The sequence below is a fragment of the Leptospira bourretii genome (assembly GCF_004770145.1).
In the GTDB taxonomy this organism is placed as follows: Bacteria; Spirochaetota; Leptospiria; order Leptospirales; family Leptospiraceae; genus Leptospira_A; species Leptospira_A bourretii.
This window is the reverse complement of record NZ_RQFW01000012.1, coordinates 318,887-342,075: the sequence shown is the minus strand read 5'-3', so window position 1 is coordinate 342,075 and position 23,189 is coordinate 318,887. Positions and strand designations below refer to the sequence as shown.

The 23,189-nt window shown below is 36.2% G+C and carries 21 protein-coding genes; 8 read left to right on the top strand and 13 right to left on the bottom strand.

Features of this window, described 5'->3' with window-relative positions; all coding sequences use genetic code 11:
- Nucleotides 1–4 precede the first annotated feature (4 nt).
- The 5 genes from EHQ47_RS09040 (at nucleotide 5) to EHQ47_RS09020 (ending at nucleotide 5,623) form a co-directional block, all read left to right on the top strand.
- Nucleotides 5–484: an LA_3150 family lipoprotein gene (locus EHQ47_RS09040; protein ID WP_135777024.1), complete on the top strand. Its 480-nt coding sequence runs from the start codon at nucleotides 5–7 to the stop codon at nucleotides 482–484.
- A gap of 310 nt (nucleotides 485–794) precedes the next feature.
- Nucleotides 795–1,688 carry a bile acid:sodium symporter family protein gene (locus EHQ47_RS09035; protein WP_135749045.1) on the top strand — a complete coding sequence of 298 codons (894 nt, stop codon included), beginning with the start codon at nucleotides 795–797 and terminating at the stop codon, nucleotides 1,686–1,688.
- 2 nt (nucleotides 1,689–1,690) lie between these two features.
- Nucleotides 1,691–2,656: an SDR family oxidoreductase gene (locus tag EHQ47_RS09030; protein WP_135777023.1), complete on the top strand. Its 966-nt coding sequence runs from the start codon at nucleotides 1,691–1,693 to the stop codon at nucleotides 2,654–2,656.
- Complete coding sequence (locus EHQ47_RS09025; RefSeq protein WP_135777022.1) at nucleotides 2,646–4,427, top strand: Vgb family protein; 1,782 nt, start codon at nucleotides 2,646–2,648, stop codon at nucleotides 4,425–4,427. The genes EHQ47_RS09030 and EHQ47_RS09025 overlap by 11 nt, the downstream gene beginning before the upstream one ends.
- Nucleotides 4,424–5,623, top strand: a complete 1,200-nt coding sequence (locus EHQ47_RS09020) for an MFS transporter (protein WP_135777021.1) — start codon at nucleotides 4,424–4,426, stop codon at nucleotides 5,621–5,623. The genes EHQ47_RS09025 and EHQ47_RS09020 overlap by 4 nt, the downstream gene beginning before the upstream one ends.
- 1 nt (nucleotide 5,624) lies before the next feature.
- On the opposite strand, the gene EHQ47_RS09015 is transcribed toward EHQ47_RS09020, so the two are convergent.
- The 10 genes from EHQ47_RS09015 to EHQ47_RS08970 are packed head-to-tail and all read right to left on the bottom strand — an operon-like array spanning nucleotide 5,625 to nucleotide 17,154.
- The gene (locus EHQ47_RS09015; protein ID WP_135749041.1) at nucleotides 5,625–6,854 is read right to left on the bottom strand and encodes a DUF2804 domain-containing protein; all 1,230 of its coding nucleotides are present in this window, start codon (nucleotides 6,852–6,854) and stop codon (nucleotides 5,625–5,627) included.
- A gap of 29 nt (nucleotides 6,855–6,883) precedes the next feature.
- Nucleotides 6,884–8,446 carry a methyl-accepting chemotaxis protein gene (locus EHQ47_RS09010; protein ID WP_135777020.1) on the bottom strand — a complete coding sequence of 521 codons (1,563 nt, stop codon included), beginning with the start codon at nucleotides 8,444–8,446 and terminating at the stop codon, nucleotides 6,884–6,886.
- Nucleotides 8,447–8,448: 2 nt separating this feature from the next.
- Entirely contained in the window at nucleotides 8,449–9,228 is a 780-nt protein-coding gene (locus tag EHQ47_RS09005) for an enoyl-CoA hydratase/isomerase family protein (protein WP_135749039.1), read from the bottom strand.
- 18 nt (nucleotides 9,229–9,246) lie between these two features.
- Nucleotides 9,247–11,172: an AMP-dependent synthetase/ligase gene (locus EHQ47_RS09000; RefSeq protein WP_135777019.1), complete on the bottom strand. Its 1,926-nt coding sequence runs from the start codon at nucleotides 11,170–11,172 to the stop codon at nucleotides 9,247–9,249.
- 8 nt (nucleotides 11,173–11,180) lie between these two features.
- On the bottom strand, nucleotides 11,181–12,011 hold the full coding sequence (locus tag EHQ47_RS08995; RefSeq protein ID WP_135777018.1) for an SDR family NAD(P)-dependent oxidoreductase: 831 nt from the start codon (nucleotides 12,009–12,011) through the stop codon (nucleotides 11,181–11,183).
- A 14-nt stretch (nucleotides 12,012–12,025) separates the two neighbouring features.
- Nucleotides 12,026–12,997, bottom strand: coding sequence for an NAD-dependent epimerase/dehydratase family protein (locus EHQ47_RS08990; RefSeq protein ID WP_135777017.1), 972 nt, complete (start codon nucleotides 12,995–12,997; stop codon nucleotides 12,026–12,028).
- A 1-nt stretch (nucleotide 12,998) separates the two neighbouring features.
- Entirely contained in the window at nucleotides 12,999–14,126 is a 1,128-nt protein-coding gene (locus EHQ47_RS08985; RefSeq protein ID WP_135777016.1) for an acyl-CoA dehydrogenase family protein, read from the bottom strand.
- A complete protein-coding gene (locus EHQ47_RS08980; protein WP_135777015.1) occupies nucleotides 14,123–15,004 on the bottom strand; it encodes a bile acid:sodium symporter in 882 nt (293 codons plus the stop codon). The genes EHQ47_RS08985 and EHQ47_RS08980 overlap by 4 nt, the downstream gene beginning before the upstream one ends.
- 4 nt (nucleotides 15,005–15,008) lie before the next feature.
- A complete protein-coding gene (locus EHQ47_RS08975; protein ID WP_135777014.1) occupies nucleotides 15,009–16,550 on the bottom strand; it encodes a GMC family oxidoreductase in 1,542 nt (513 codons plus the stop codon).
- Nucleotides 16,543–17,154, bottom strand: a complete 612-nt coding sequence (locus tag EHQ47_RS08970) for a hypothetical protein (RefSeq protein ID WP_135777013.1) — start codon at nucleotides 17,152–17,154, stop codon at nucleotides 16,543–16,545. The genes EHQ47_RS08975 and EHQ47_RS08970 overlap by 8 nt, the downstream gene beginning before the upstream one ends.
- 122 nt (nucleotides 17,155–17,276) lie before the next feature.
- On the opposite strand from EHQ47_RS08970, the gene EHQ47_RS08965 reads away from it, so the two are divergent.
- Complete coding sequence (locus EHQ47_RS08965; protein WP_135777012.1) at nucleotides 17,277–17,870, top strand: TetR/AcrR family transcriptional regulator; 594 nt, start codon at nucleotides 17,277–17,279, stop codon at nucleotides 17,868–17,870.
- Here the strand turns inward: EHQ47_RS08965 and EHQ47_RS08960 are convergent.
- Nucleotides 17,862–19,055 carry an EAL domain-containing protein gene (locus EHQ47_RS08960; RefSeq protein ID WP_135777011.1) on the bottom strand — a complete coding sequence of 398 codons (1,194 nt, stop codon included), beginning with the start codon at nucleotides 19,053–19,055 and terminating at the stop codon, nucleotides 17,862–17,864. The genes EHQ47_RS08965 and EHQ47_RS08960 overlap by 9 nt on opposite strands.
- A 172-nt stretch (nucleotides 19,056–19,227) precedes the next feature.
- On the opposite strand from EHQ47_RS08960, the gene EHQ47_RS08955 reads away from it, so the two are divergent.
- Nucleotides 19,228–19,941 (top strand): RluA family pseudouridine synthase, encoded by a 714-nt coding sequence (locus tag EHQ47_RS08955; protein WP_135777010.1) that lies wholly within the window; start codon nucleotides 19,228–19,230, stop codon nucleotides 19,939–19,941.
- Entirely contained in the window at nucleotides 19,931–20,572 is a 642-nt protein-coding gene (locus tag EHQ47_RS08950; RefSeq protein ID WP_135749542.1) for an HAD family hydrolase, read from the top strand. Before EHQ47_RS08955 ends, EHQ47_RS08950 begins: the two co-directional genes overlap by 11 nt.
- A 7-nt stretch (nucleotides 20,573–20,579) precedes the next feature.
- Here the strand turns inward: EHQ47_RS08950 and EHQ47_RS08945 are convergent, their stop codons facing one another.
- Both EHQ47_RS08945 and EHQ47_RS08940 read right to left on the bottom strand, forming a co-directional pair.
- Nucleotides 20,580–21,509, bottom strand: a complete 930-nt coding sequence (locus EHQ47_RS08945; RefSeq protein ID WP_135749541.1) for a response regulator — start codon at nucleotides 21,507–21,509, stop codon at nucleotides 20,580–20,582.
- Nucleotides 21,506–23,122: a sensor histidine kinase gene (locus tag EHQ47_RS08940; protein ID WP_135777009.1), complete on the bottom strand. Its 1,617-nt coding sequence runs from the start codon at nucleotides 23,120–23,122 to the stop codon at nucleotides 21,506–21,508. The genes EHQ47_RS08945 and EHQ47_RS08940 overlap by 4 nt, the downstream gene beginning before the upstream one ends.
- Between the last annotated feature and the right edge of the window lie 67 nt (nucleotides 23,123–23,189).

The following is a 23,189-nucleotide window of genomic DNA, read 5'->3' as shown; positions in this document are numbered from 1 at the left end:
GCAAATGAACATAAAATTAAATTTAATGATACGATTATTGATTATCTTAGTGGTTTCTAACTTTGTTTGGAATTGCCAATCGAAAGAACAAAACAGAGAAGATATCTCTTCCCTCGTGATCAATAACTTACTCAATGGTGTTGCAGATCGAAATAAATCACTGGTTGTGATGGAAGTGGCGGATCTTGGAGGATCGTTTACCGGAACTTGTTTTGATACATTTCAGTTGAACGGAGGAAATACTGGGCCAACGGCTTATTTCAACACCCCGCAAGGAGGTGCTGGTGGACTTCTGAATACGAACATTAAAAAGTATGCAGTTTCCACTTCTTCTTGTTCCGATTTGGGATTTGCTAGTGGAACCAATTTTGGATCTACTTCACAACGACCCAATCAAAATGATTTGTTTACATTCAAAATGTTTACTTGTGATCCAAATAACAATCCTTGTACGAAAGCAGCAATCACTGCATCCGGATTTTGAATTTGTTATTTGTATTCCTAATATTTTAGATCCTAGGAAAAGAAAGCCTAAATAGGCAAATAGGGTTCTCTTCACAAAAGGATAAAATCACTATCCTTTTGTGAATTTTGTAATGATCTCAACTTACTTAAAACAAAAAATTTCTTTGGAAAAGAAGTTACTGTTCAGAAATAACTTAGGTTCGGCTTAACTCTCATTCAAAAAAAGATAGAATTGAAACTTCTATAGAAGAAGATATCGTCCGGCGAACGTACAGAAATCGAATGTACGTTCTTTATTGGAAATAGATTTTTTATAGGAATCAATGAGGATGAATTATAATAACGACTACCAAATCGTTTTAGGTCTTATCTTAGCACTGATGATCTTCGGTGTTGCATTAGAACTTAGGTTCATAGCCTTTCGAGCAGTTTTACAACGCCCTGTATCAGTTTTTGCCGGACTCATCGGCCAAACACTTTTTTTACCATGGATCACCTTACTCATCACACTATTCCTTGATTTGCCCGCAGGAATTGAGTTGGGAATGTTACTCGTCGCAGCAAGTCCAGGTGGGAACCTATCGAATATTATCACTCACTTAGCTCATGGAAACACAGCACTGTCCGTTAGTATGACTGCTGTTTCTAGTGCTTTTGCAATCATCACATTACCACTTAACTTTACTTTAACGGCACATAGCAATCCCGTTACAAAAGCAATGATTTCGGGAACTGGTGAATTACATATTGATAGTCTCATGATTATCAAAGGTTTAATTATTTTACTCCTGCTTCCTTTGGCATTAGGAATGTCGATTGGTAATTTTGCAACGAAAGTGGCTCACAAAATCACTCCATTTTTCAAACGGATTTCATCAGTTATCTTTTTGGTGTTTTTAGTGGTGGCTGTCGGTGGCAACTGGAAAGTATTTTTAGACAATATTGGATTTGTTTTTTTGATTGTTGTCTTTCATAATTTAGTAGCCCTGAGCATTGGTAATTTAATTGCCAGGGCCTTCCAACAAGACATTCCCAATCGACGTGCCATTACCATTGAAGTGGGTATGCAAAATTCGGGACTTGCTCTTGGTCTCATCCTCACACAATTCCAAGCAGAACCAAACATGGCTTTGGTGGCAGCCTTTTGGGGAATTTGGCATATTGTCTCTGGGCTTTTGTTAGTTTTGTTTTGGCGAAAATTTTCCCCTATAGAAGGAACTTAAGATTGAGGGTTTTAATCACTGGTGGTGCCGGTTATATCGGCACTACACTCATCAAACATATATCAAAACACTTTCCCGATTGGAAAATTCTTACGACAGATATCAGACCACTCCAAGGATTGGATCCTATTCCCCATTTGGAATTTCAAACTCTAGACATTAGCCAAAGGGATGAGGTAATCAAATTAATCCAAACATGGGAACCAGATTCCATTGTTCACCTTGCTTCGATTTTAAATCCGCCACCAGGAATGAGTGAAGCCATCCAACATAAAATCGATGTCGAAGGCACAAAAAATGTGTTAGATGGTGCCATTTTGGCTCAAACCAAACAAGTGATCATCACAAGCTCTGGCGCAGCTTATGGATACCACAAAGAAAACAAAGATTGGATTGAAGAAACAGACCCTATCCGAGGGCATTCCGCTTTTGCTTATTCCAGACACAAAAGAGAAATCGAAGAAATCCTTTCTGAATACCGCATCCAGCACCCTAAATTGAAACAACTAATCTTAAGACCAGGAACCATTTTAGGAGCCACAGTGAATAACCTAATCACTGATATGTTCCGAAAACCGTTTGTAATGGGTGTTTGGGGGCATTTAAGTCCTTTTGTCTTTATTTGGGACGAAGATGTCATTCAAATCATCGCCAAGGGGATTCTAGAAAAAAAAGAAGGTGCATTTAATCTTGCTGGCGATGGAGCAATGACTCTCAAAGAAATTAGTTCTATGATCGGGAAACCATACGTTCCCATTCCCGCCTTTTTTTTGCAGGCAGCGCTTTTTGTACTAAGGTTATTACGCCTGACCCAGTATGGTCCAGACCAAATTGATTTTTTGCGTTACCGACCTGTTTTATCTAACAAACAGTTAAAAACTGTGTTTGGATACACACCAAAATTTACATCTAAAGAAACTTTCATTTTATATTTAAAAGCCAAAGGAGTTCCTTACCATGAAACTTAAACATATTTTGTTTTTTGTTTTGTTCGCCTATGTTCCGTTATTTGCCATTGAGATTGAAGTAAAAGATTCATCTGGAAAACCTTTGGATCTTGTGATGGTGACAGTGAAAGCTGAAAAACCACAAGTGCCTCCACGAGATGACCATGGGTATCCACCAGAAGGATTGGAATTTACCATCACTCCAGAAGTAACTATGTTTACAAATCCCAATGGACGAATCAACTTACCCTTTCCTTATGCACCGTCTGTAATTGTTCGACTGCGAAAAATTGGATACAAAGACCAAAACCTAAGGACCTTCTCCTCAAACTCATTCCAATCGTTTCGAATGGAGAAGGTTGTAGACATCAATCTTCTTGTGAGCCAATACCCTTCCAATAGTTGGGTGGCCGCACTTGATTTTGGTGAGGACAAGGACTTAAGAAAAACCTATTTAGAACAATGTGGATTTTGCCACCAACAAGGTAGTTTTTTTATGAGACGTGCCTTTACCGCTGGTGACTGGGAAGAAATCATCAATCGAATGATGGGTTATGGAGCAAGGCCCCATGGCAAAGCCAAAAAAAAGCTCCCCACCCTTTTATCCAATGCTTATATCGATTTACTCAAACATCCAGAAAGAGTCCAACCTGGCCGGGCCTGGGGAAAAGAACTCCACGGTGCTGTCATCAGAGAATGGCCAATGGGAGATAGTTTTTCCCAAATGCATGATCTACTCTACCATAAAAAAACAGGTCTTGTATATGTTGGTGATAATATCCAAGATCGACTTTGGGAAATTAATCCTAACACTGGTAAAACGGTAGTATATAAAGTACCAAAACAACCGGATGACGAATTGGGTGGACTCTTACCAGGAAGGTTACGTTCTTTTCAGAAACATGAAACTTATGTTGGATTACATTCCTTAGCAGAATCACCTGTTGATGGTCATATATTCATCACACCTTCTCTTCAAAAACGAATTACCGAATTTGATCCAATCACAAAAAAATTCACTGACCATATGTTTGATGATGGATTGTATCCTCATACCGTTCGTATTGATGACCAAGATCGTGTTTGGTTTACTTTAGCACTTTCAAACCAAATCGGAATGTTCGATCGCAAATCAAACAAATTCAAAAATTATACCTTACCTGCAAGAACCAAAAAGGAAAGTTTTAGTTTATGGATTAGTGGATTCATTGTAAAACTAATGAACTGGGGATTCCCTATGCATTTGTTGCCTGTGGATGAACGAGTGAGTGGAATGCCACTTCCTTATGGGATTGACATTGCACCGAATGGAAATGTTTGGTTCACTCGTTTGCATGCAGATACCATTGGAGTAATCAATCCAAAAGATGATAGTTTCCAATTAATTGAAACTCCATTCCAAGGACCGCGTCGCTTAAGAATAGATAAAGACAACCACATTTGGATCTCAGCATTTCCAGAAGGTTCTATTGCAAAGTATACACCTGAAGATGGGAAATTTAAACTATATCCTTTGCCAACAGCCATAGATGGAGTGGAAACTCCTTATTCTCTTAACGTTGACAGACCAAGAAACATTGTATGGGTAAATGGTACGTCTTCAGACAATCTTATGGCAATGGATATCAAAACAGAAGAATGGAAAGTATATCCAATGAGCCGAAAGGTTACCTTTACAAGAGATGTTGAATTTGGTCCAGACGGCAAAGCTTACACCTGTAATGGAGCCTTTCCAAGTTGGCAAATTGAAGATGGCCAACCAACTCTAATGGAAATAAAACAATCAAAATGAATACAAATCAAGAATACAAACAAGGACAAATTGTTCGATTTTTGATGGCCTCTTTTTTAGGATTTTTAGCAGGCCACCTAACAAACTACAGTGTCATTTTATACGCACAAGACGTTTGGAATGCAGATGCGCTTGCTGGAATCGGTTTTGGATTGTGTTTTGGTGTTCCCCTAATTCTTGGATGGTTTGCCGGAGCTTGGTGTGACTCCTATTCCCCACAAAAATTAGCCCAAGCTGCCCATCTTTCCTTTTTAATTGCATTGGGTTTGTTACATTTCTCTTCGCAAATGGAAGGACAAATATCGATCGTATTATTCTTATTTGGTGCTTGTTTTGTTGGTATGGGTTGGTCAGTACTTGCTCCTGCAAGGATGTCACTTTTGGGAAGGCTCGCCGGGGAGCGCCAAGTAAAATTGGCAGTCGTTTTTAATATTTTAGTAATGCTTGGATTTGGAGCAGCGCCCCCTATCTTAGCTTTTTGTCGAAAAATTCATTCCTGGGAAATGGTTCACCTAACTGGAATTATTTTATTTTTAATTGCAATGGTTCTTCTATTGGGAATTAAAACAGATGGTCTCGGAAAATCTTCTTCCGCCTGGGACCGAATTCGAAGAGGGGTATCATACGCAAAAAATCATCCTCTGCTCAAACAAACCTTACTCTTTTCTATTGTTATTTATTGTTCGATGGGGCCTGTGCAAGTGATGATGCCCCGGTTTGCCAAAGGAGTCTTAGAACTTGGGGAGTTAGAGCGTGGTTTCTTTTTAGGAGGTCTTGCTCTTGCTCTCTTACTCGGTGGAGGAGTTTCTTTGAAACTAGCAAAAAAAGTCGGTTATGGGAAGATGATTTTCCTAGCAGGACTTTTTTGTGGATTGGGTTTTTTAGGAATTGGCTTTAGCACAATCGTATGGGTTTCCGTTTTGTTTTTGTTATTCAGTGGGTTTGGTGCCGGAGCAAGCATAAGCCTTATCGTCGCCATCCTACAATCAGAAGTCACCACAGAATATAGAGGTAGGCTTGTGAGTTTATATACAATCACAAGTCAAGTGATTCCTGCTTTGTCTGGATTGTTGTCGGGACTATTGTTAGTAAAAGTTTCGATTACGGCAGCAGTTATTTCTGCAGGTGCCGTAATCACTTTAGTTGTAGTTCTAAGCGCAATCCGATTAGAAACATTGAGAAATTATAAAACTTAAATCACCACTGCTGGTACATTTGTTCAGCAAAACCAGCAAGGTCTTTAACTTCTAATTTTGTGCCGTTGTCAAGCACCACATAACCGTTGTAATGACCAAATGCTTTATTCAAATAAGCTTCTGTTTTTAGTAAGTCTAAAATTTCAGAAAAAGTGAAGTTTTGGTACAATTGTTTTAAGAATCCGATCATTCCCATTAAGTCAATGTCCGAATGTAAGAGATAAACCGGTGTAAATTCTAATTCAAGACGACCTTCATTGCTAATGAATTTCCAAGGTTTTTTATAGTCAGTTACATCATATTTCCAAGTAACTTTATCTAATTTATGAACCTTTCCCTTGTATACAATTCCATTCTCTGTGGCATCTTTGGGAGTTCCAAATCCATAACCCAAATTTAAACTGAGTAATTCCCCTTGGACAAGGCCAGCACCTGCCGCCCATAACCATTTGTTTTTTTCAGGCCAAGTTCCCCTACCCCAATCCAATACCGCATAACTTTTGTTATCAAATTCATATGTTGTTTTGTTGTATTGGATAGAACCTTTGCAAAGCAAACTAGGCATTTTATATTCATAAAAAAAAGTAGATTCCGAAAAAGGAGTAATAACAGCCAGTGCCTCCGGAGCTTTTTCTTCTAATTCCAAATTACCTAAAATTACCTCAGATTTTGAGTCACCAACGATAGAGTATTCAATGAGTCTTTTTCCTTTTTGTTTCGTAATCCGAATGAACTGATCTCCTTTTTTGAATTCAATTGGATCGGTTGTATTGGTTGGGAAAAAAATCTCACCCGGTCTTACCAATTCAGTTTTTGAAAAAATAATTTTTCCTGTAGAAAAATCTAAAAGTTCAATGCTGCCCATTGCCAAATTACCAATATCTGTAACGGTAACGGCTCCACCAAATTTTTCATTGTAAAACGTATAATGTTCCCATCGTTTGTAACGTTTGGGATCTACTTTGATACGAGATTCTTCGATTTGAAAATTAGGATATCTAGACCAACCTGATACATTTAGTTTTCCATCGGCTAACAAAAGAGAAATTGGGCTTTTGATTTCTTTCTGAATGGTGGCTTCCAGTCCGGGTTCAGGAATCAGAATGATTGTTTTCCCGTGTTGGTCTACAATTTGACCAGGTTCTAATTTTGCATTAGAACAATTGAATATGCAGAAACTTAGGAATATTATCCCTAAGATACTTATCAGTTGTGGTTTCAATTGAAACATGTATGTTCTCCAAAAATACAAATCTTAACTTAGGATTCACTCAAAGTCAATAACTCTTGCGATTGAAATCTAATTTGTTCCACATACTGCTCCAAATTTCTGGAAGCATTTGAAATTTGATTTACCTCATCTTCCAAGGCAAGAATTCCTCGATTGACCTCAGTTTGTCCTGAAATTTGTTCTTTTGTGCTGAAAGAGATTTGAGAGGACAAATCGTTGATTTCATTCAAACGACTTAAAGTATGAAAAATGATTTTTTTTTGTTTTTCAAACAGCTCAAACATGTAACCGACACGTTCCATTGTTTTTTCTAACTTTTGAATTTGATTTGTAGTTAAATTTCCTGTTTGTGCTGAAACTTCGGTGCCGGACAATATAAATTTTCTCGAATTTCCAACAACCTCAGAAATGATTTTTGCATTTGTTGCAGTAAAGTCCGCAAGTTTACTGACTTCACTTGCGACCACTGCAAATCCTCTCCCCACATCTCCAGCACGAGCCGCTTCAATTGATGCATTGAGAGCTAGTAAATTGGTTTTTTCACCTATCTCTGCAACAATTTGATTGATTTCATCCACTTTATCGAAGGAAGACTTTATTGAACTTAGGTATTCACTCGTACGTTTTGAAACGTTTGCAATTTCCGTTGTATCTTTTTTGTTTTCACCGGCGAGCAAAATCAATTCTTGATTGATATTGCTAATGGTTGCGACCAATTGATTTAGATCATTGGATCCTGAAAATAAATCTGTTATTTTTATGTTTTGATCATCGATGATTTTCGCATTGGACTCAAAGGAAGAAAAAAGTTCTGTATTGATCGCTGTCACTTGTTCTAAAGAAGCAGCTTGAGATTCCAATCTTTCTGCAGTTTGCGAAATATAGTTACCGCAGTTTTGAATGGAAGATTCCAAATTTTTCGCTGCATCTTGTAATAGCTTTTTTTGTTGGATGGATCTTTTGAATAATTCTTCCGATTCATTTGCTTTTTCAATTCCTTTATCACTAATCCGAATCAAAAGAGCAATTAACCTTGAAAGTAAAACTCCGCTCACGATAATAAATATTCCTTTCATTATCTCCGCAGAAGTACCAACGTACCCAGTTTGTATATATAATGTTGGATCTTCAGTTGGAAACAAACCTCCATAAGTCACAGAAATAAAATATGATAAAAATACGCCGACTCCAGCCAAACATCCATTAAATAAAACAAAACCTGGATTACCCAAAAAACCAGAATATATCAAATAAAAATATACAACAAGTAATACCGCAGTGTTGTTTAATGCTGATTTTGCTTCGACGGGTCCCATACTACAATCAATGGATGTGTTGATTAAATGTATTCCTATATCGAGAATGATTAAGAGTTTATGAAACCACTCTGGTGGTGTACCATAACGAAGCCATAAAAAACAAACTAAAGCATAAATTCCCATTATGATTGTTCCAGTCAGATGGAGCAAAAACACAGCAGGAGGCATACTTTCTTTTGTTCCGAGCAAAGCGGCAAAAAAAAGAAAAAACAATACAATCCGTATGCGGTTAACTGTTACTTTTCCGTTCTGCCAAAGAGCTTCTATACTCATTGTTAGTTTCCAGTAAACACTGGTTTTCGACGGTTGGTGAAACTATCTAATGCTTCTTTTAAATCATCAGAGCCCAATAGTTTTGATTGTAACTCAATTTCGAGTTCTAAACTTTGATCCAAAGGAATTTTGTCACCCTGTTTGATTATTTGTTTGGTGATTGAAATGGTTTGCGGTGGTAATGATTTAAATTTATTTGCAAACTGAATTACAGCATCATCAAAATTTTCTGGGGTTACTACCTTAGTTAACAAATTGAGTTGAAGTGCTTTTTCAGGATTAAACTTATCACCTAACATTACTATTTCATTTGTAGCAGCAATACCTGCATTTCGTGTTATACGATTTGTTCCCATAAGAACAGTTAATCCCAATTTCACAAGAGGAACAGAGAAAACAGATTTTTCACTGGCGATTTTAAAATCACAACATTGTGCTAACATAAATCCTCCTCCCATACAAAAACCTTGTATTTTGGCTATTGTAGGTTTGGGAATGTTTTCAAAGGCGGTAAAACAACTTTGCATTTCGCGCATATGTCTTTTAAATTCTTCTGCATTGATTTCTGCTGCTTTGTTTAAAATTTCAATATTCACTCCAGATGAAAAGTGTTTACCAGCTCCTTCTAAAATGATGACCCAAACTTTATTGTTGTTCTCTAATTCTTTACTCAGACTTTTGAGTTCGAAAAGAGAATCCATATCCATCACATTCAAATCATTGGTTTGTAATCTGACTGTTGCGATCCTATCCTCAATTTCTACATTCCAAGATTTATACATTTATATTTTTTTCTCCACCTATTTGCGATACATCGATTCAATTTCATTATGATATTTTTCTTGCACACGATTCCGCTTCACTTTCTGCGTTTGTGTCAATTCATCATGAATTACAAATGGGTTTTGTAAGATAAAAATATTTGTAATCCTTTCAAAAGATTTGAACCCATTTTTATCTGAAACAAATCGTTTCACTTCTTCTTTTATTATTTTTAATAAATCATCTTCTTCATTAAAAATACAATTGTTCAAATCCAGGGATATTGAATGTAAATGAAGGTAAGATTGAACTTTATCTAAATTTAAAAGGATCAGAGCTGATAATGATTTTTTATCTTGTCCTACAACAACTGCTTGGTCGATAAATTCACTTTGTTTTAAACAAATTTCAATTGGTTCCGGCTCCACGTTTTCTCCACCAGAAAGAACAATTGTATCCTTTGCTCTACCAGCAAATTTCAGGGTTCCTTGTGCGGTATAAACAAGTAGATCACCGGAATTTAACCAACGATCAGCCGTTAATACAGCCTTAGTTTTTTCTTCTTCTAAATAATATCCTTTCATATTATGAAATCCATGATGATGAGCTACACCTTTGATTCCTGGTTTCGTTATTACGTTTCCTAACTCATCAATCAATTTGATAGTTACCCCATGAATTGGTTTCCCAACGTTCCCAACAGAAAAATCATTATAGTGTCTTATTGTTGAAACGCCAGAATTCTCGGTCATACCATAAACTTCTAATATAGGCATACCAATCGCATACATAAATCGATCCACTTCCGCTTGCAAAGCTCCTGCGCCGGCAAAAGCATACCGTAACTTTCCACCTAATACAGATAATATTTTTGAAAGCACTAATTTCGAAATTGGTAACAAAGGAAAATAAACAACAAGTTTGATTAAATGAAAAATTTGTGATAAAATTTGGAAGGTTGTTTTTGGTGAATTCAATCGGGGGATTCGATCGAAGGCCTTGTCATAACAAATGGAAAAATTTACTGAATTCCATAAGAGTGTCTTTAAAAAATATTTTTTGAAAAAACTACTTTTGTGAATCGTATCTTTGATTTTATCGTAAAAACTTTCCCAAACGCGTGGAACAGTAAACAAAATCGTTGGCTTTGCTTTTGCTAGATCTTTTCCAAGTTCAGGAACACTTGTAAATGCAATCTTAATTCCCGAGTAAAAACAAATAGTTTCAAAGATTCTTTCTCCACTATGCCATGGAGGTAAAAATCCTAATGTGACATCACCTTCGCCAACTTGTACACCAGTCTTTCGAAACTCAGCAACTAAAGAATTAATTTCAAAAAGAATACTTCCATGGGTCAACATTACACCTTTTGGTTTTCCGGTAGTCCCTGATGTATAAATGATAGTGGCTAAATCTTCTTCCTGAATTTCTTTTCCTCTCTGATGAAAATTTTCATCGTTTATCGTGACACCGTATTTTTTTAAATCTGAGAAGTTTAATACTGGAATGGCTAAATCAGTTTTATCACTTTTTGTATCTCCAAATAAAATGATGGTTTCTATTTTTAACTTTTTTAATTCAGGAAGAAACTTTTGCAGAGCTTTTTCTGTTTCAATAAAAACAATTTTACATTCTGCATGTTTTAAAATATAACCTATATCATCAAGTGTTGCATCCGTCCCACGAGGAACATCAACACAGCCAATATTAGTAATTGCCATACTCACTTGTAACCATTGATGGCCTACATCCGCTATGATCCCTACTCGATCTCCCGCCTTTGCATTTAGATATAGCAATCCCTTTGCTATATTTTCAACATTAGAAACAAATTCATTATAATTTATATCTTGATATTCTTTTTTATGATCTTTAAAACTTTGAACAGGCAGAGAACCATAAAGACGTCTCCCTTCCTGTGACAAGTAATACAAAGTTCTTTTTTCTAGATTGGGAACTTTCATAATCATTCCTAAACGTTTATGTTCATATGATCTAATAAGATTTTATCTTTTAGCTTTTGAGGCAAAAAGCGATTGAGTCCCAAAAAGAAAGTACTCATAAAATCAACTTGATTGAATAGTTTTGGTCGGTTAGACACAATTACTTTCACAATTCTTTCTGCCGCTTGTTTTGGATTTGTTGCCGAACGAATTAAATCATTATCTCTATCAATAAACCGCACACATCGTTCGAAATATGGAGAATCTTTTTCCGGTAACTTTTGAGCCTTTGCCGCAAAATTTGTCGAAACTTGAGCCGGTTGGATCATTGCAACTTGGATTCCAAAAGGACTTACTTCATAACGTAAAGAAGAGACCATTCCTTCTATCGCAAACTTAGTAGCAGAATAAATGGATTCAAATGGAAATGGGACTTGTCCCACAAGCGAAGACATAACGATCAGTTTTCCTTGATTTGCCTTTCTCATCGAAGGGATAAATGCTTGGAGTAATCTTGCGCAACCAATAACGTTGATATCAAAACATTGTAGAGCTTTGTTTAAATCTACCTCTTCAAATGGACCAAAAAAGCCAATTCCCACATTAGAAACGACTGTATCGACTGTTCCAAACTTTTTTATTACACTATCTTTAAACTTCAGGACTTTTTCTGATTCAGTAATACTGAGTGTTTCTAAATGAAAATTAGCGTTTAACTTTGTTAATTCGGATGACAAACTATCCAAATGTTTTTTTTCAATATCAAAACCGCAAATAGTATAACCTTTTGCAGCCAACATAAGAGAAACTTCTCTGCCCATCCCTTGTGCAATTCCACTGATTACAATTACCTTACTCATTTTGTTGATTCTCCTTAAGAAACAGATTTCATTTTTAAAATAGAATTTTTAAAATCAGGGTATTGAAAGGTATAACCAACTGATTTTAATTTGTGATTATCCATACAATAATCTTTATATAAGTATTTAATTGCTTCAAATTCTAAGTCAGGTATCTTTCCCCTTAACTTTGCAAATGGTGCCTCTAGTTTGGCTAACAACTTTAGAATACCCAGAGGAATATTGATTTTATTAATCTTCGAACCAAATGCAATTGAAGCAAGATCCAATGCTTCTCCTAAACTTGGCTGGCTATCATCAGCAATGTTAAAAATTTCACCAAAAACATTTTCCTTTTCCGATAAAAAAATAGCGGATGAAGAAACATCTTCTACCCTAACGTTTGCTAATTTCTGGTTGCCAGTCCCTGGAATCCCGGCAATATTTCCTGGTCGAGAAAACACTTTTCCTGCACCATCATTACAACCTGGACCATAAACAGTGCATGGCCTTAAAATCACTGCCTTCAATCCTTTTGCAATTTTGGTTAATACAATTTGTTCCCCATCATATTTACTTTTCGCATAAGCATCCATAGGATTACAGAAATCGGCTTCTTTAAAAGGAGACCCGCGATAAGTTCCGTACACACTTGAGGAACTAAAGTGAATGTAAGCTTTTACTTTATTTTCTAAAGCAAAATCAGTGATTTTATCTACAGCGTTTACATTGATAGGTTTCAAAGTTTCATATGGAGTGCTAAGATTACAAATTCCCGCCACATGAAATACTCGATCCACACCTGTAAATAAAGTTTTTAAATCTTCTTCATTACGAATATCAGAGCGAATGTATTCTATATTTTTGTTACCTAACGAACTGATTCTATCATTGTGAAGATCCGTAACTCGAATTTTCAAAGATGAATCTTTCGAAAGTTCCTTTAAAAGTGCAAAACCAATAAAGCCGTTTGCACCCGTGATTAATGTTATTCCTGAAAATTTCATTTTAATAGTGATAGGATGGTCTTAAAATTTCTCTAGCTACATTGTTTAACATAACTTCTGAACTTCCACCACCGGCTAAAAGTGATTTCACTTCTCTCACATAACGATCATAAGGACGGTTGCGATAACATGCATGTGAACCAGTTAATGTAAATGCCTTGTTGACTGTTTCATCAGCAATCACTCCTGCTAAGTATTTAGCAATTGAAGTTTCCAAATTATGATTCACTTTTTGATCATGTAACCATGCTGCTTGGTTTCTTGCAAGTTTGGCTGCTTCTAACTCAGCTGTCAATTTAGCAATGATCCATTGGATTCCTTGGAAATCAGAAACTCTATTTTCACCAACCTTTCTAGACTTTGTAAAGGATACTGCATGTTCTAAACAACCTCGAGCAATTCCAATTAACTGTGAAGCTACACCCAAACGGCTTAGTTTAAAAATTGCCATAAAGGTTTCAATTCCTCTGCCTTCTCTCCCCAAAACAGTATCGGCAGGAATACGACAATTTTCAAAATATACGTCATACATAGGAGCTGAACGTAAACCAATAGGGTCTTGTTTTTCATAACGAATTCCTTTTGAATCTTTATCGACTAAGAATTCCGTTAAACCCTTATCAGTTTTTGCCAAAACCATCATCAATTGAGCTTCCTTCCCCAAATTGATATGAACTTTAAGACCATTTAACACCCATTCATTGCCATCTTTGACTGCTGTCGTTTGAATGTTTTGAAAGGAAGAACCTGCATCTGGCTCAGAGATGGCTTGAGCTGCCATAATTTTTCCTTTTGCTAATTCAGGTAACCATTTCCGTTTTTGTTCTTCCGTTCCAACCGCTAACAATCCTTGTTGTGCTTGGATTAAATTTTGAGGACCGTAAATAAGCTCTTTTGCTGTTTCTTCCATAATGATGGTGTATTCAACAGCACCTTTACCCAAACCGCCGTATTCTTCCGGAACAATCACTCCAGTCCAACCCTTCTCACCTAACGCATTCAAGACATCCCAAGAAAACTCACTGTCTCTTTCTTCGATGTCTCTTTGTGGATCTGCTCCCGCAATTTTCGCATAAGTTGCCACTGCTTCTCGCAATCGGTTTTGTTCTTCCGAAAAATAGAAATTCATGAAACTAGTTCCTTCTGATTTTTTTTTGATTTTAAGTAAAAATAATATGTAGCAAGTGATGAAGTTACGGGAACAAATAGAGCATATAAAAGTGGCATCCAAAGAATTTCATTAATCTGGTTTTCAGGAAAACTAAGTAAGATGACAGCTATCGTTAGTGGTCCATTTTGAATTCCTGTTTCAAGTGATACTGTTGTACTTTGACGTTCCGTTAAATTGAGAAATTTACTAAATACATAACCAAAGAAATAACCTAAAACCGTAATAAGAATAGCAGAGATGTACATTTCCCAAGTTGTTTTATTCAGTAATTCAAAGTTTTTTGGAATCATAACGATCAATAAAAATAGAATCATCAGAATTCCTAAAAAACTTCCGATCTTTTCAATTTTTAGCGCCAATCTTTGATTAGATGATCTTATTTTAATACCAAGTAAAACTGGAATGATTAAAATAATAATAGAACCAATTATACTTTTATAAGGAATCTGAATTTGTTCTGCGTTAAATCCTGAACAATACAACCAAAACAAAAATGGCATCATGATTGCTGCTAGAACCGTTGAAGTAATCGTCATACTGATACTTAAGGCAACGTCACCTTTTGCGTAATAAGTTAATAAATTTGAAGTGGTACCACCAGGTGTACACCCAACCAAAATCAGTCCGATCGAAAACATAGGTGACAATGCAAAGATGTTGGACAATCCAAAGGCGATGAGAGGCATAAAACCGAATTGAGACAACATTCCAATCATCAATGGTTTTTTAGATTGAACTGCTTTTTTAAAATTTTCTAAGGTTAAGGTTGTGCCCATCGCAACCATTAGAAAAAAAATCATTGAAGCAAATAAAATTTCTTCTACTCGCGTTAACATAGAATTAGGTCATCTCCCTTGCCAGTTGATTAGCTAATTTCGAAGCAATAGAATAAATTGTAAAACTTGGATTCACTCCAAGACTTGTAGGAAAAATGGATCCATCAATCACTGATAAATTTTTTAAATGATGAAACTTACCAGAAGTATCAACTACGGAAGTTTTTGGATTTTTACCCATTGGATTACCACCTAACGGATGAGTGGAATTCACAACTGTGTTAGGAGATTGAATGGTCATTGATTCAATTCCTCTTTTGGCATCCATCCAAGAGGAATATGGAGAAACTGCATTGTTTGCAGGAACAACTGTCTTGGCTCCGGCAGCAAACTGACATTCCGCCATCGAAAGATAAGACCGTCTGATTCCATCAATCATGTAATCATTCAATGGATAATCAAGGACTGGATATCCGACATCATTTAAACTTACTGTTCCACCTTGGCTATCTTCATTAAATCCATCTCGAATTTGCGATACTAACACATGCAAGTTTGGATAACTTTTCACATACGCTTCAAATTCTTCTCCCACCAGTTTACGTAAATTCATCAAAACAATTGGTTGTGCTCCAACTGCTTCTATATTGTAACCAGCTCTTCCTGTGACTCCATCCTTCCATAAAAATTCATCTGATGCGACTGATTGTGGAGCTCCAAAAAATCCGAAAACGGAAGAAGGCATTTCTGCCACTGAATAATTGTGTAATTGTACAAAAGTTCTTTTCCCAATCAATTGGTAAGGATCGGGAAGTTTTGATCGTAACAATAATGCAGGTGAATTGATCGCTCCTGCACTGGTTATAAAATGTTTTGCAAACAAACGTATTTTTGGAGTTTTTATTCCGTAAACAGTGGCTGGTGTACAATTTAAATAATCGATTCGATTGTCTTTCCATTCATAACGAACTGCTTTCGTATTATAGAGTAAGGTTGTTTTTTCTTTTAATGCAGAAGGGATCGTCGTCACAAGTTGGCTTTGTTTGGCATCAACTGGACAACCCAATCCACAATAACCTAACATATGACAATTTTTAACATTTCGCGGAATTGAACTATAACGCCATCCCAACTTTTTTGCACCAAGACTTAGTAAATTATTGTTTTGATTATGTGCTTCCCACGTATGAATGGAAAGTCTTTTGGATGCAACTTCAAACCAAGGTTCCAGCTCTTTTGAACTATAACCCTGAATCCCCAATTCATTTTCCCAATAATCTAAAGTTTCCTTTGGCGTTTTGATACAAGTAGTCCAATTGACCACTGTTGATCCACCGACAGTCCTTCCTTGAACAACTGTAAATGCTTTGTCTTTTGTTGGCCGAGTTGCACCTTCAAAATACAATCGATTAAAAGTAGATAGTTCCTTTAGATCAAAATCTTTACTCGTCTCATAATTTCCTTCTTCAACGATGATAACTTTGAACCCAGCTTTGGATAAAATTTCTGCACTGGTTCCACCACCAGCACCAGATCCAACTATGACAAAATCTGCTTCTAAATCTAAATCTTTCTGCAAATATGAAGCGTTGATTAATTTATCCATGGCGTAATCCTAAAGCATGTTCTGGGCCGGGATAACCGACATGTTTCCACGAATAAGATGTTTCAAAAAACCCTATTGTGATCATTGATTGTAATAAAAAGAATAATGAACGAAACAAGGTGATATAAGACATTTTCCATTGGTTTAAGGTTCTAATGACGATAGTGCGATCACTCTGTGCCCAATCATTTCCAGACCCAAACAAATACCATCTAACAACTCTTAACTTTAAAAATTGAACTGCTTCTAAAATTTCATCTTGTGTGTGGATTGGTAAGGTATACAAATAGGAATCAATTCCAAGAATCACTTCATTGATCACCTTTTCTTTTTCCAAATCATCCTTGGGAAGAAATGAAAACAATAAAGCATCACTCAAATGAAAGAAAACTTCCTGAGCTTCTGGATCTAAAAATCGACAGGAGATCCCTCTTCCTGTGATCACAGAGCTTGGTGATGGTTTACAATTCCAAGTGGATAGGAACAAAAAAACCGCCCCAAAAGCTGATGTTTTGACAACAGTTCGCCTAGATATCAGATTTTTTCTCGAAATTGCCATTACCAACTCGTCTTCATCCTCGTAAAATAATGAATGAATATTCATTCCTTTTTTTACTTTACAAGTACTTTTTTAAAAAAAGAATGAAACTTAAGATTTAGGGATTGAATGATCTCTATTCAAAAAGGAACAATATATCCAATCTGTTTGGATGGTAGTGAGCACCATTGATTGAAAAGTCGTCAAAATTAAATAAAAGTGAAGAGATCCTTACGGCAGCTTTAGAATTATTTACTGCAAAAGGATTTGATGGAACCGCAGTGCCACTCATTGCAGAACGAGCCAATGTAGCTGCAGGAACTATTTATCGATATTTTGCTAGTAAAGAAGAACTAGTCAATAGCCTCTTCCAACGTTGGCAAGAGAATCTATATGATAAAATCAAAACGAATTTTCCGATCGATCAAAGCCCCAGGGAACAGTTTCATTTCATTTGGCAATCAATGGCCGAGTTCCAAAAAGAAAATCCACTGGCATTTGATTTTTTGGAAATGCAGTATAATCTTCCGTATTTGGATAAGAAGAGTATTGAAAAACGAGCTACTTTGTTAAAATTTCTAACTCGTTTCGCACATAATAATCGTTCTATATTTAGAAAATTGCCACCAGATGCTTTAATTGCAATTGTTTGGGGTGCCTTTGTTGGGTTGGTCAAAGGTTCCAGAAGTGGAAAAATTAAATTGGATCCTGGTTTTTTAAAGGAATCGGAAGAACTAATGTGGAATGCGATTCGATTGCCAAACGAATCAACATCAATCTAAAGCCAAGTCCACAAAAAAAGAATAACCCATCTCATTCACACGTGAGAATACGATGACATTCTTTTTTAGTTCCTTGTCCCAATACGGATCACTCACTTGCCAATTCTCTGAATCACGAAATACTTGTTTCACATGTTTATAAAAGAAAGGCATATAAGACCAGTTTTTCTGAATTAACAAAAGGTTTTCGTTAAATCCCATTTCACTTGTACGTTCATAATACGGTGACACTTGAGTGCCCAACCAATCTGTCACATAAACTCTTTTTACATGCGTATCAATTTTAAAAAAAGAATTTGGGTCGATGATGACTCGATTATCCAGTTTTATTGTTTTTAAATTGATAGTATTCAATTTCGATTTGATTTGTTTTTCAAATTCAATCTCACTAGCAACTTCTTTACGTTTTTTTTCATGATACAATTGTAGATGTGGAACAACAGTATCACAAATACCTTGTTTATCATGAGCTAAATCAGAAGGCCTTCCTAAAAAATATCCCTGTAAAAGACTTGCTCCAGAACTAATTGCTCGATACAACTCTTCTTCTGTTTCAATTCCTTCAAAGAGTAATTGAGATCCAATGCTCAACGAAATTTGTTTTAAATATTCTAAGATCGATTGGTATTCTCTTTTCTCGATTGATTTTTTTAATAAATTCAAATCAATTTTTATGATATCGGGTTTAATAGCACCTAATCGCTCTAAGTTGGAAGATTCAGAACCAACATCATCCAATGCAATTCCAAAACCCTGTTCTCGTAAAAGTTCAACCCCTGCTGCCAAAACATCAGTTCCATAACTTCCCGACTTTTCTGTAATCTCAATGACGATTCGATTTAACGGAATTCCATAACTATTGACCAAATCTGAAATGGGTAAGGTATTAGAACGGCTTTCTTCATATTCCAAAATCACTTGGTCCGGAGACATATTGACAAAGAGTAAATCATTCGTTGTTTGAATTTTTGTCAGGGCCAGTCCAAGCAATTGCCTATCAATCAAACTCATCCGAAGGGCTGAAACATGTGGGTCGCTGAATTCAGGAATCGAAACCAAATTCCCACGTTCATCTCGTTTCCGACCGAGGGATTCATATGCGACCACCGTCTGTTCCTCAACGGAAAAGATCGGTTGGAATAAAGGGACATAATGATTCACTTGCATAGATTCTAAAGTCTGCATGGGTTTCCTTGGGAACCAGTATCCGTTTTAACGGAATAATATTCAATAAATTAAACTATTTTCTTCCCTGAACTCAGTTCTGGGTCTTGCAGTTCGGAACAGGACAAGTCTTGACCCCATCTGCGCCCTTCTTAGACTCACAGGAGAGGCAAAGAGCAAACCTCTGGAAAGAATGAAACAAAAGACAAATACCCGATTTTTGCCAAAGGGCTTAACCATCCTTTATGAAGACAGAGACATACTTGTCGTAGACAAACCCCACGGCCTTCTCACCATTGCGACCGAATCTGAAAAATCAAAAACTGCCTACGCTGCACTTATGGACTATGTGAAAAAAGGGAGCGAACGATCCAAAAATCGAATCTTCATTGTTCACCGGTTAGACAGAGAAACTTCAGGAATATTGGTATTTGCAAAAACAGAAACTGCAAAACAAACTCTCCAAGAATCTTGGGAGAAAACAAAAAAAATTTATCTAGCTGTTTGCCATGGTGTTTGGAAAGAAAAATCTGGAATGATTCAATCTTATCTTGTCGAATCCAAAGCCCATCGAGTTTATTCCACTGACGACCAAGAATTAGGAAAACTTTCTAAAACAAAATTCAAAGTCCTCAAAGAAACAAATTTATATTCATTATTAGAAATAGAATTATTAACAGGCCGCAAAAATCAAATTCGTGTCCACTTATCAGATAAAAAACATCCAATTGTGGGTGATACAAAATACGGGAATGACACAAGATCTTATCCAAGAATGGCATTACATTCTTTTTCAATTCAATTGACTCATCCCTTCAAAAAAGAAGTACTTACATTTGAAACCAAAATCCCAACTTATATTTCGGGTCTTGTTGGCGGATATGAAAGGAAGATAAATGAATCATAAAGGATTTATTTTTGATATGGATGGTGTGGTTGTAGACAATCATTCTTTTCATTTCAAAGCATGGATGGAATTTTCTAAAAAATATAATTTTCCGTTAAACTCTGAAATCTATAGAGATACCTTCAATGGCAAAACCAATGCCGATCTCTTTAGAATGATTTTTGGAGATATCTCTGACAAAGAATGCAAACAGTATGGTGATGAAAAAGAAAGTTGGTATCAAACTTTATACAAAAAAGAAATGAAACCACATACAGGCCTGATTGAGTATTTATATTTTTTGAAAGATAAAAAAGTTAAAATTGCATTAGGAACTTCTGCTCCTCCTATGAATGTAGATTTTACTTTAGATAATCTTTCACTTCGACATTTTTTTGATGTGATTGTGGATGGAACGAGGGTTGACCAAGGCAAACCACACCCCCAAGTATACCAATTATGTGCAAAAGAATTGGGACTCGAACCAAAAGAATGTGTGGTATTTGAAGATTCACTCGCAGGTTTACAATCAGGAAAATCAGCTGGATGTTCCATCATCGGAGTGGCCACTTCCCATACAGAAGCAGAACTAAAAAATCATGTAAACCAAATCATACCAAACTTCTCTAGTCCAAAAGTGTTTCTTTTATAAACTTTTGTTATTCTTGAAAGTCGGTGAGTAAATTTCCTTGTTTATTGGATAAATCAATTCGAATGACGGCTGTTCTACCTTCGTCTGTATAAGAAAGGTCGTCAAAAGATAACTTTCGAGCCATAAATATTCCACGACCATGAGTTTTGAAAGCATTTTTGGTCATTGCTTCCACTGACAAATACCTCTGCCAATCAAACCCTTTCCCTTGGTCACTCACTCGAATTTCAATTCGTTCCTCATTTTTTTCAAAGGTAACTTTTACAAACTTATCTTTAAACTCTGGAGTATCCAACCTTCTAAAAATTTCTTCCATTAGTTTATCATTGTCATGAAGTTCTGATTTTTCTTGGTATGAGATACCTAAATTTCCATGTTCAATGGCATTATTCAGAATTTCCATGATTCCGGTTAACACACGTTCTGGGTCTGGACAAGCATTTGCGAGGAGTGGTGCCAACTCATGCGACTCGCGAATGGAACGAATCCGAAATTCACCGGTTACCATATGACGAAGAGCGCCCATTCCTTTATGGAGATCTTCTTTGGCTCTTTGCAGTTTAATAAAATGTTCAACCGCTGTTTGGACAATACGAATTAATAAAGTTCTGGAATATGGTTTGGTTAAATAATAAAAAGCACCAGCATCCAAACCTTCCGTCATATCCGTGACTGAGCTCATGGCTGTTTGGAAAATAACAGGGATGTCTTTGTACTTTTCAGAGCGTTTGATTTTTTTTAAAAGTTCGATCCCATCCATCTTTGGCATAAGTCGATCCAAAATGATTGCATGAAAAAGTGTAGAACCAGAACTAAGGATTTGATATGCTTCTTCACCATCCTTTGCTTTAACGACAGTAAATCCTTTGTCAGAAAGTGACTCATCAATGATCATCAAATTGATCATTTCATCGTCTACTGCTAGTAAGTTAATCATCGGAGTTCCTCACGAGAACAAGGAATTAACATAGTAAAAATTGCTCCCTTTGTTTCATGGTTCTCGGCATACAACAATCCGTGGTGGTCATTGACAATCTCTCGGGATATGGATAATCCAAGCCCCGTGCCTTTTGTCCCTGCTTTCACCTGTTTGGACTGGATGAATTTTTCAAAAATTTTATCCAAATCTTCCGGAGGAATCCCCGGTCCAAAGTCGCGAATCTGTATTCCGATACCGTTGACATATGACTGAGTTTTTCTCGGAATAAATTCTCTTCTGAACATACTAATTTCAATATTAGTGTCATTTGGGATGAATTTTAATGCATTTGAGAGGATATTTCGTATCACCTGTTGGATTCTTTCGTAGTCGAACTCGGCTTCCCATCGTTCTTCCTTATCTAGTAAGACAACTGTAATCCCTCTTTTTTCCAAAATGACTCGCATTTCGTTGATCACAAACTTTGCAGTTTCTTTCAGACAATTTTTCTCAAATAAATAACGCATTTTGCCAGATTCTAATTTGGCAATATCTAACAAATTTTCCAGTAGACCTAACAATCGTTTACCGGAAGAATCAATAATCTGAAAATACTCCTTAATTTTTTCTGGAGTAACAGTTGCTGATTTTTCTTCTCCTAGTTCAGCATAACTTAAAATGGCATGGATTGGTGTTTTTAGTTCATGAGAAATATTAGCTAGAAAAAGAGATTTCATATAGGAAGCTTCTTCCGCAATATTTTTGGACATTTTTAAGTCCATTGTTTGGCTTTCTACCAACTCTTCCAAATGATTTCTATATTGGTATAATTCTTCTTCTTGGATTTTCCTTTGACTAATGTCTCGTAATATCCCTGTAAACATTTTCCCTGATTTTGTTTTAAATTCACCCACAGATAATTCACAAGGAAAAATTTCACCAGACTTTCGTAATGCGACAAGCTCTCTTCCCACACCGATGATATGTTGAGTTCCTGTTGCTTTATATCTTCGTAGGTACTCATCATGTTTTTCTTTATATTCACCAGGAATGATCATCGTAACATTTTTACCAATGACTTCATCATGAGTATATCCAAAGGTATTTTCTGCTGTTTTGTTAAAAAATTGGATAATGCCATCATCATTAATGATGATAATGGAATCGGCAGCATTTTGTGCCATAGATAGGAACCGCGATTCACTTTCTAAAAACGCATTCTCCAAACGTTTTCTTTCCGTAATGTCCCTATGGTTGGACATGATATATCCTTCATAGAGAACTACAAATCGAACTTCCACATGTCGTATGTTTGGTTCTTCACCATAAGAGTATTCTTTCCAAAAGACTTGGCTTTTTTTCTCAGATAAATAAGCCAATGCTTCTGCAGTAATTTCACGTAAATAAGGAGGTAGGCCCACATCGATGTGTTTGCCAAGTAGTGTTTCTGGTTTATCTCCAATATTGACAAACCTGGATGTTTTATAATCAACGATGATTCCATCTCGGTTGATTTTGAGCCAAAAATCTGGATTGGACCTGAGTAGGTTTTCTAATTCCCGAAGTACAGCTTCCGGTGGAAAGTCGGAAGGATTCTGCCAAATACGGGCAAATGAAGAATTTGGTGCCATTTTCGTAAGGTCCTGATAATGAGTCTCTGAAAGAACGCTATTTTCGGAAAGAAATTGTAAGAAAAGA

What these genes read in the sequence shown, in the direction of transcription:
- EHQ47_RS08960 (WP_135777011.1), bottom strand. Translation starts at nt 19,055, where the DNA reads ATGCAGACTTTAGAATCTATGCAAGTGAATCATTATGTCCCTTTATTC.
- EHQ47_RS09020 (WP_135777021.1), top strand. Translation starts at nt 4,424, where the DNA reads ATGAATACAAATCAAGAATACAAACAAGGACAAATTGTTCGATTTTTG.
- EHQ47_RS09005 (WP_135749039.1), bottom strand. Translation starts at nt 9,228, where the DNA reads ATGTATAAATCTTGGAATGTAGAAATTGAGGATAGGATCGCAACAGTC.
- EHQ47_RS08940 (WP_135777009.1), bottom strand. Translation starts at nt 23,122, where the DNA reads ATGGCACCAAATTCTTCATTTGCCCGTATTTGGCAGAATCCTTCCGAC.
- EHQ47_RS08990 (WP_135777017.1), bottom strand. Translation starts at nt 12,997, where the DNA reads ATGAAATTTTCAGGAATAACATTAATCACGGGTGCAAACGGCTTTATT.
- EHQ47_RS08975 (WP_135777014.1), bottom strand. Translation starts at nt 16,550, where the DNA reads ATGGATAAATTAATCAACGCTTCATATTTGCAGAAAGATTTAGATTTA.
- EHQ47_RS09015 (WP_135749041.1), bottom strand. Translation starts at nt 6,854, where the DNA reads ATGTTTCAATTGAAACCACAACTGATAAGTATCTTAGGGATAATATTC.
- EHQ47_RS09010 (WP_135777020.1), bottom strand. Translation starts at nt 8,446, where the DNA reads ATGAGTATAGAAGCTCTTTGGCAGAACGGAAAAGTAACAGTTAACCGC.
- EHQ47_RS08955 (WP_135777010.1), top strand. Translation starts at nt 19,228, where the DNA reads ATGAAACAAAAGACAAATACCCGATTTTTGCCAAAGGGCTTAACCATC.
- EHQ47_RS08945 (WP_135749541.1), bottom strand. Translation starts at nt 21,509, where the DNA reads ATGATTAACTTACTAGCAGTAGACGATGAAATGATCAATTTGATGATC.
- EHQ47_RS09035 (WP_135749045.1), top strand. Translation starts at nt 795, where the DNA reads ATGAATTATAATAACGACTACCAAATCGTTTTAGGTCTTATCTTAGCA.
- EHQ47_RS09000 (WP_135777019.1), bottom strand. Translation starts at nt 11,172, where the DNA reads ATGAAAGTTCCCAATCTAGAAAAAAGAACTTTGTATTACTTGTCACAG.
- EHQ47_RS08980 (WP_135777015.1), bottom strand. Translation starts at nt 15,004, where the DNA reads ATGTTAACGCGAGTAGAAGAAATTTTATTTGCTTCAATGATTTTTTTT.
- EHQ47_RS09025 (WP_135777022.1), top strand. Translation starts at nt 2,646, where the DNA reads ATGAAACTTAAACATATTTTGTTTTTTGTTTTGTTCGCCTATGTTCCG.
- EHQ47_RS08995 (WP_135777018.1), bottom strand. Translation starts at nt 12,011, where the DNA reads ATGAGTAAGGTAATTGTAATCAGTGGAATTGCACAAGGGATGGGCAGA.
- EHQ47_RS08970 (WP_135777013.1), bottom strand. Translation starts at nt 17,154, where the DNA reads ATGAATATTCATTCATTATTTTACGAGGATGAAGACGAGTTGGTAATG.
- EHQ47_RS08950 (WP_135749542.1), top strand. Translation starts at nt 19,931, where the DNA reads ATGAATCATAAAGGATTTATTTTTGATATGGATGGTGTGGTTGTAGAC.
- EHQ47_RS09040 (WP_135777024.1), top strand. Translation starts at nt 5, where the DNA reads ATGAACATAAAATTAAATTTAATGATACGATTATTGATTATCTTAGTG.
- EHQ47_RS08985 (WP_135777016.1), bottom strand. Translation starts at nt 14,126, where the DNA reads ATGAATTTCTATTTTTCGGAAGAACAAAACCGATTGCGAGAAGCAGTG.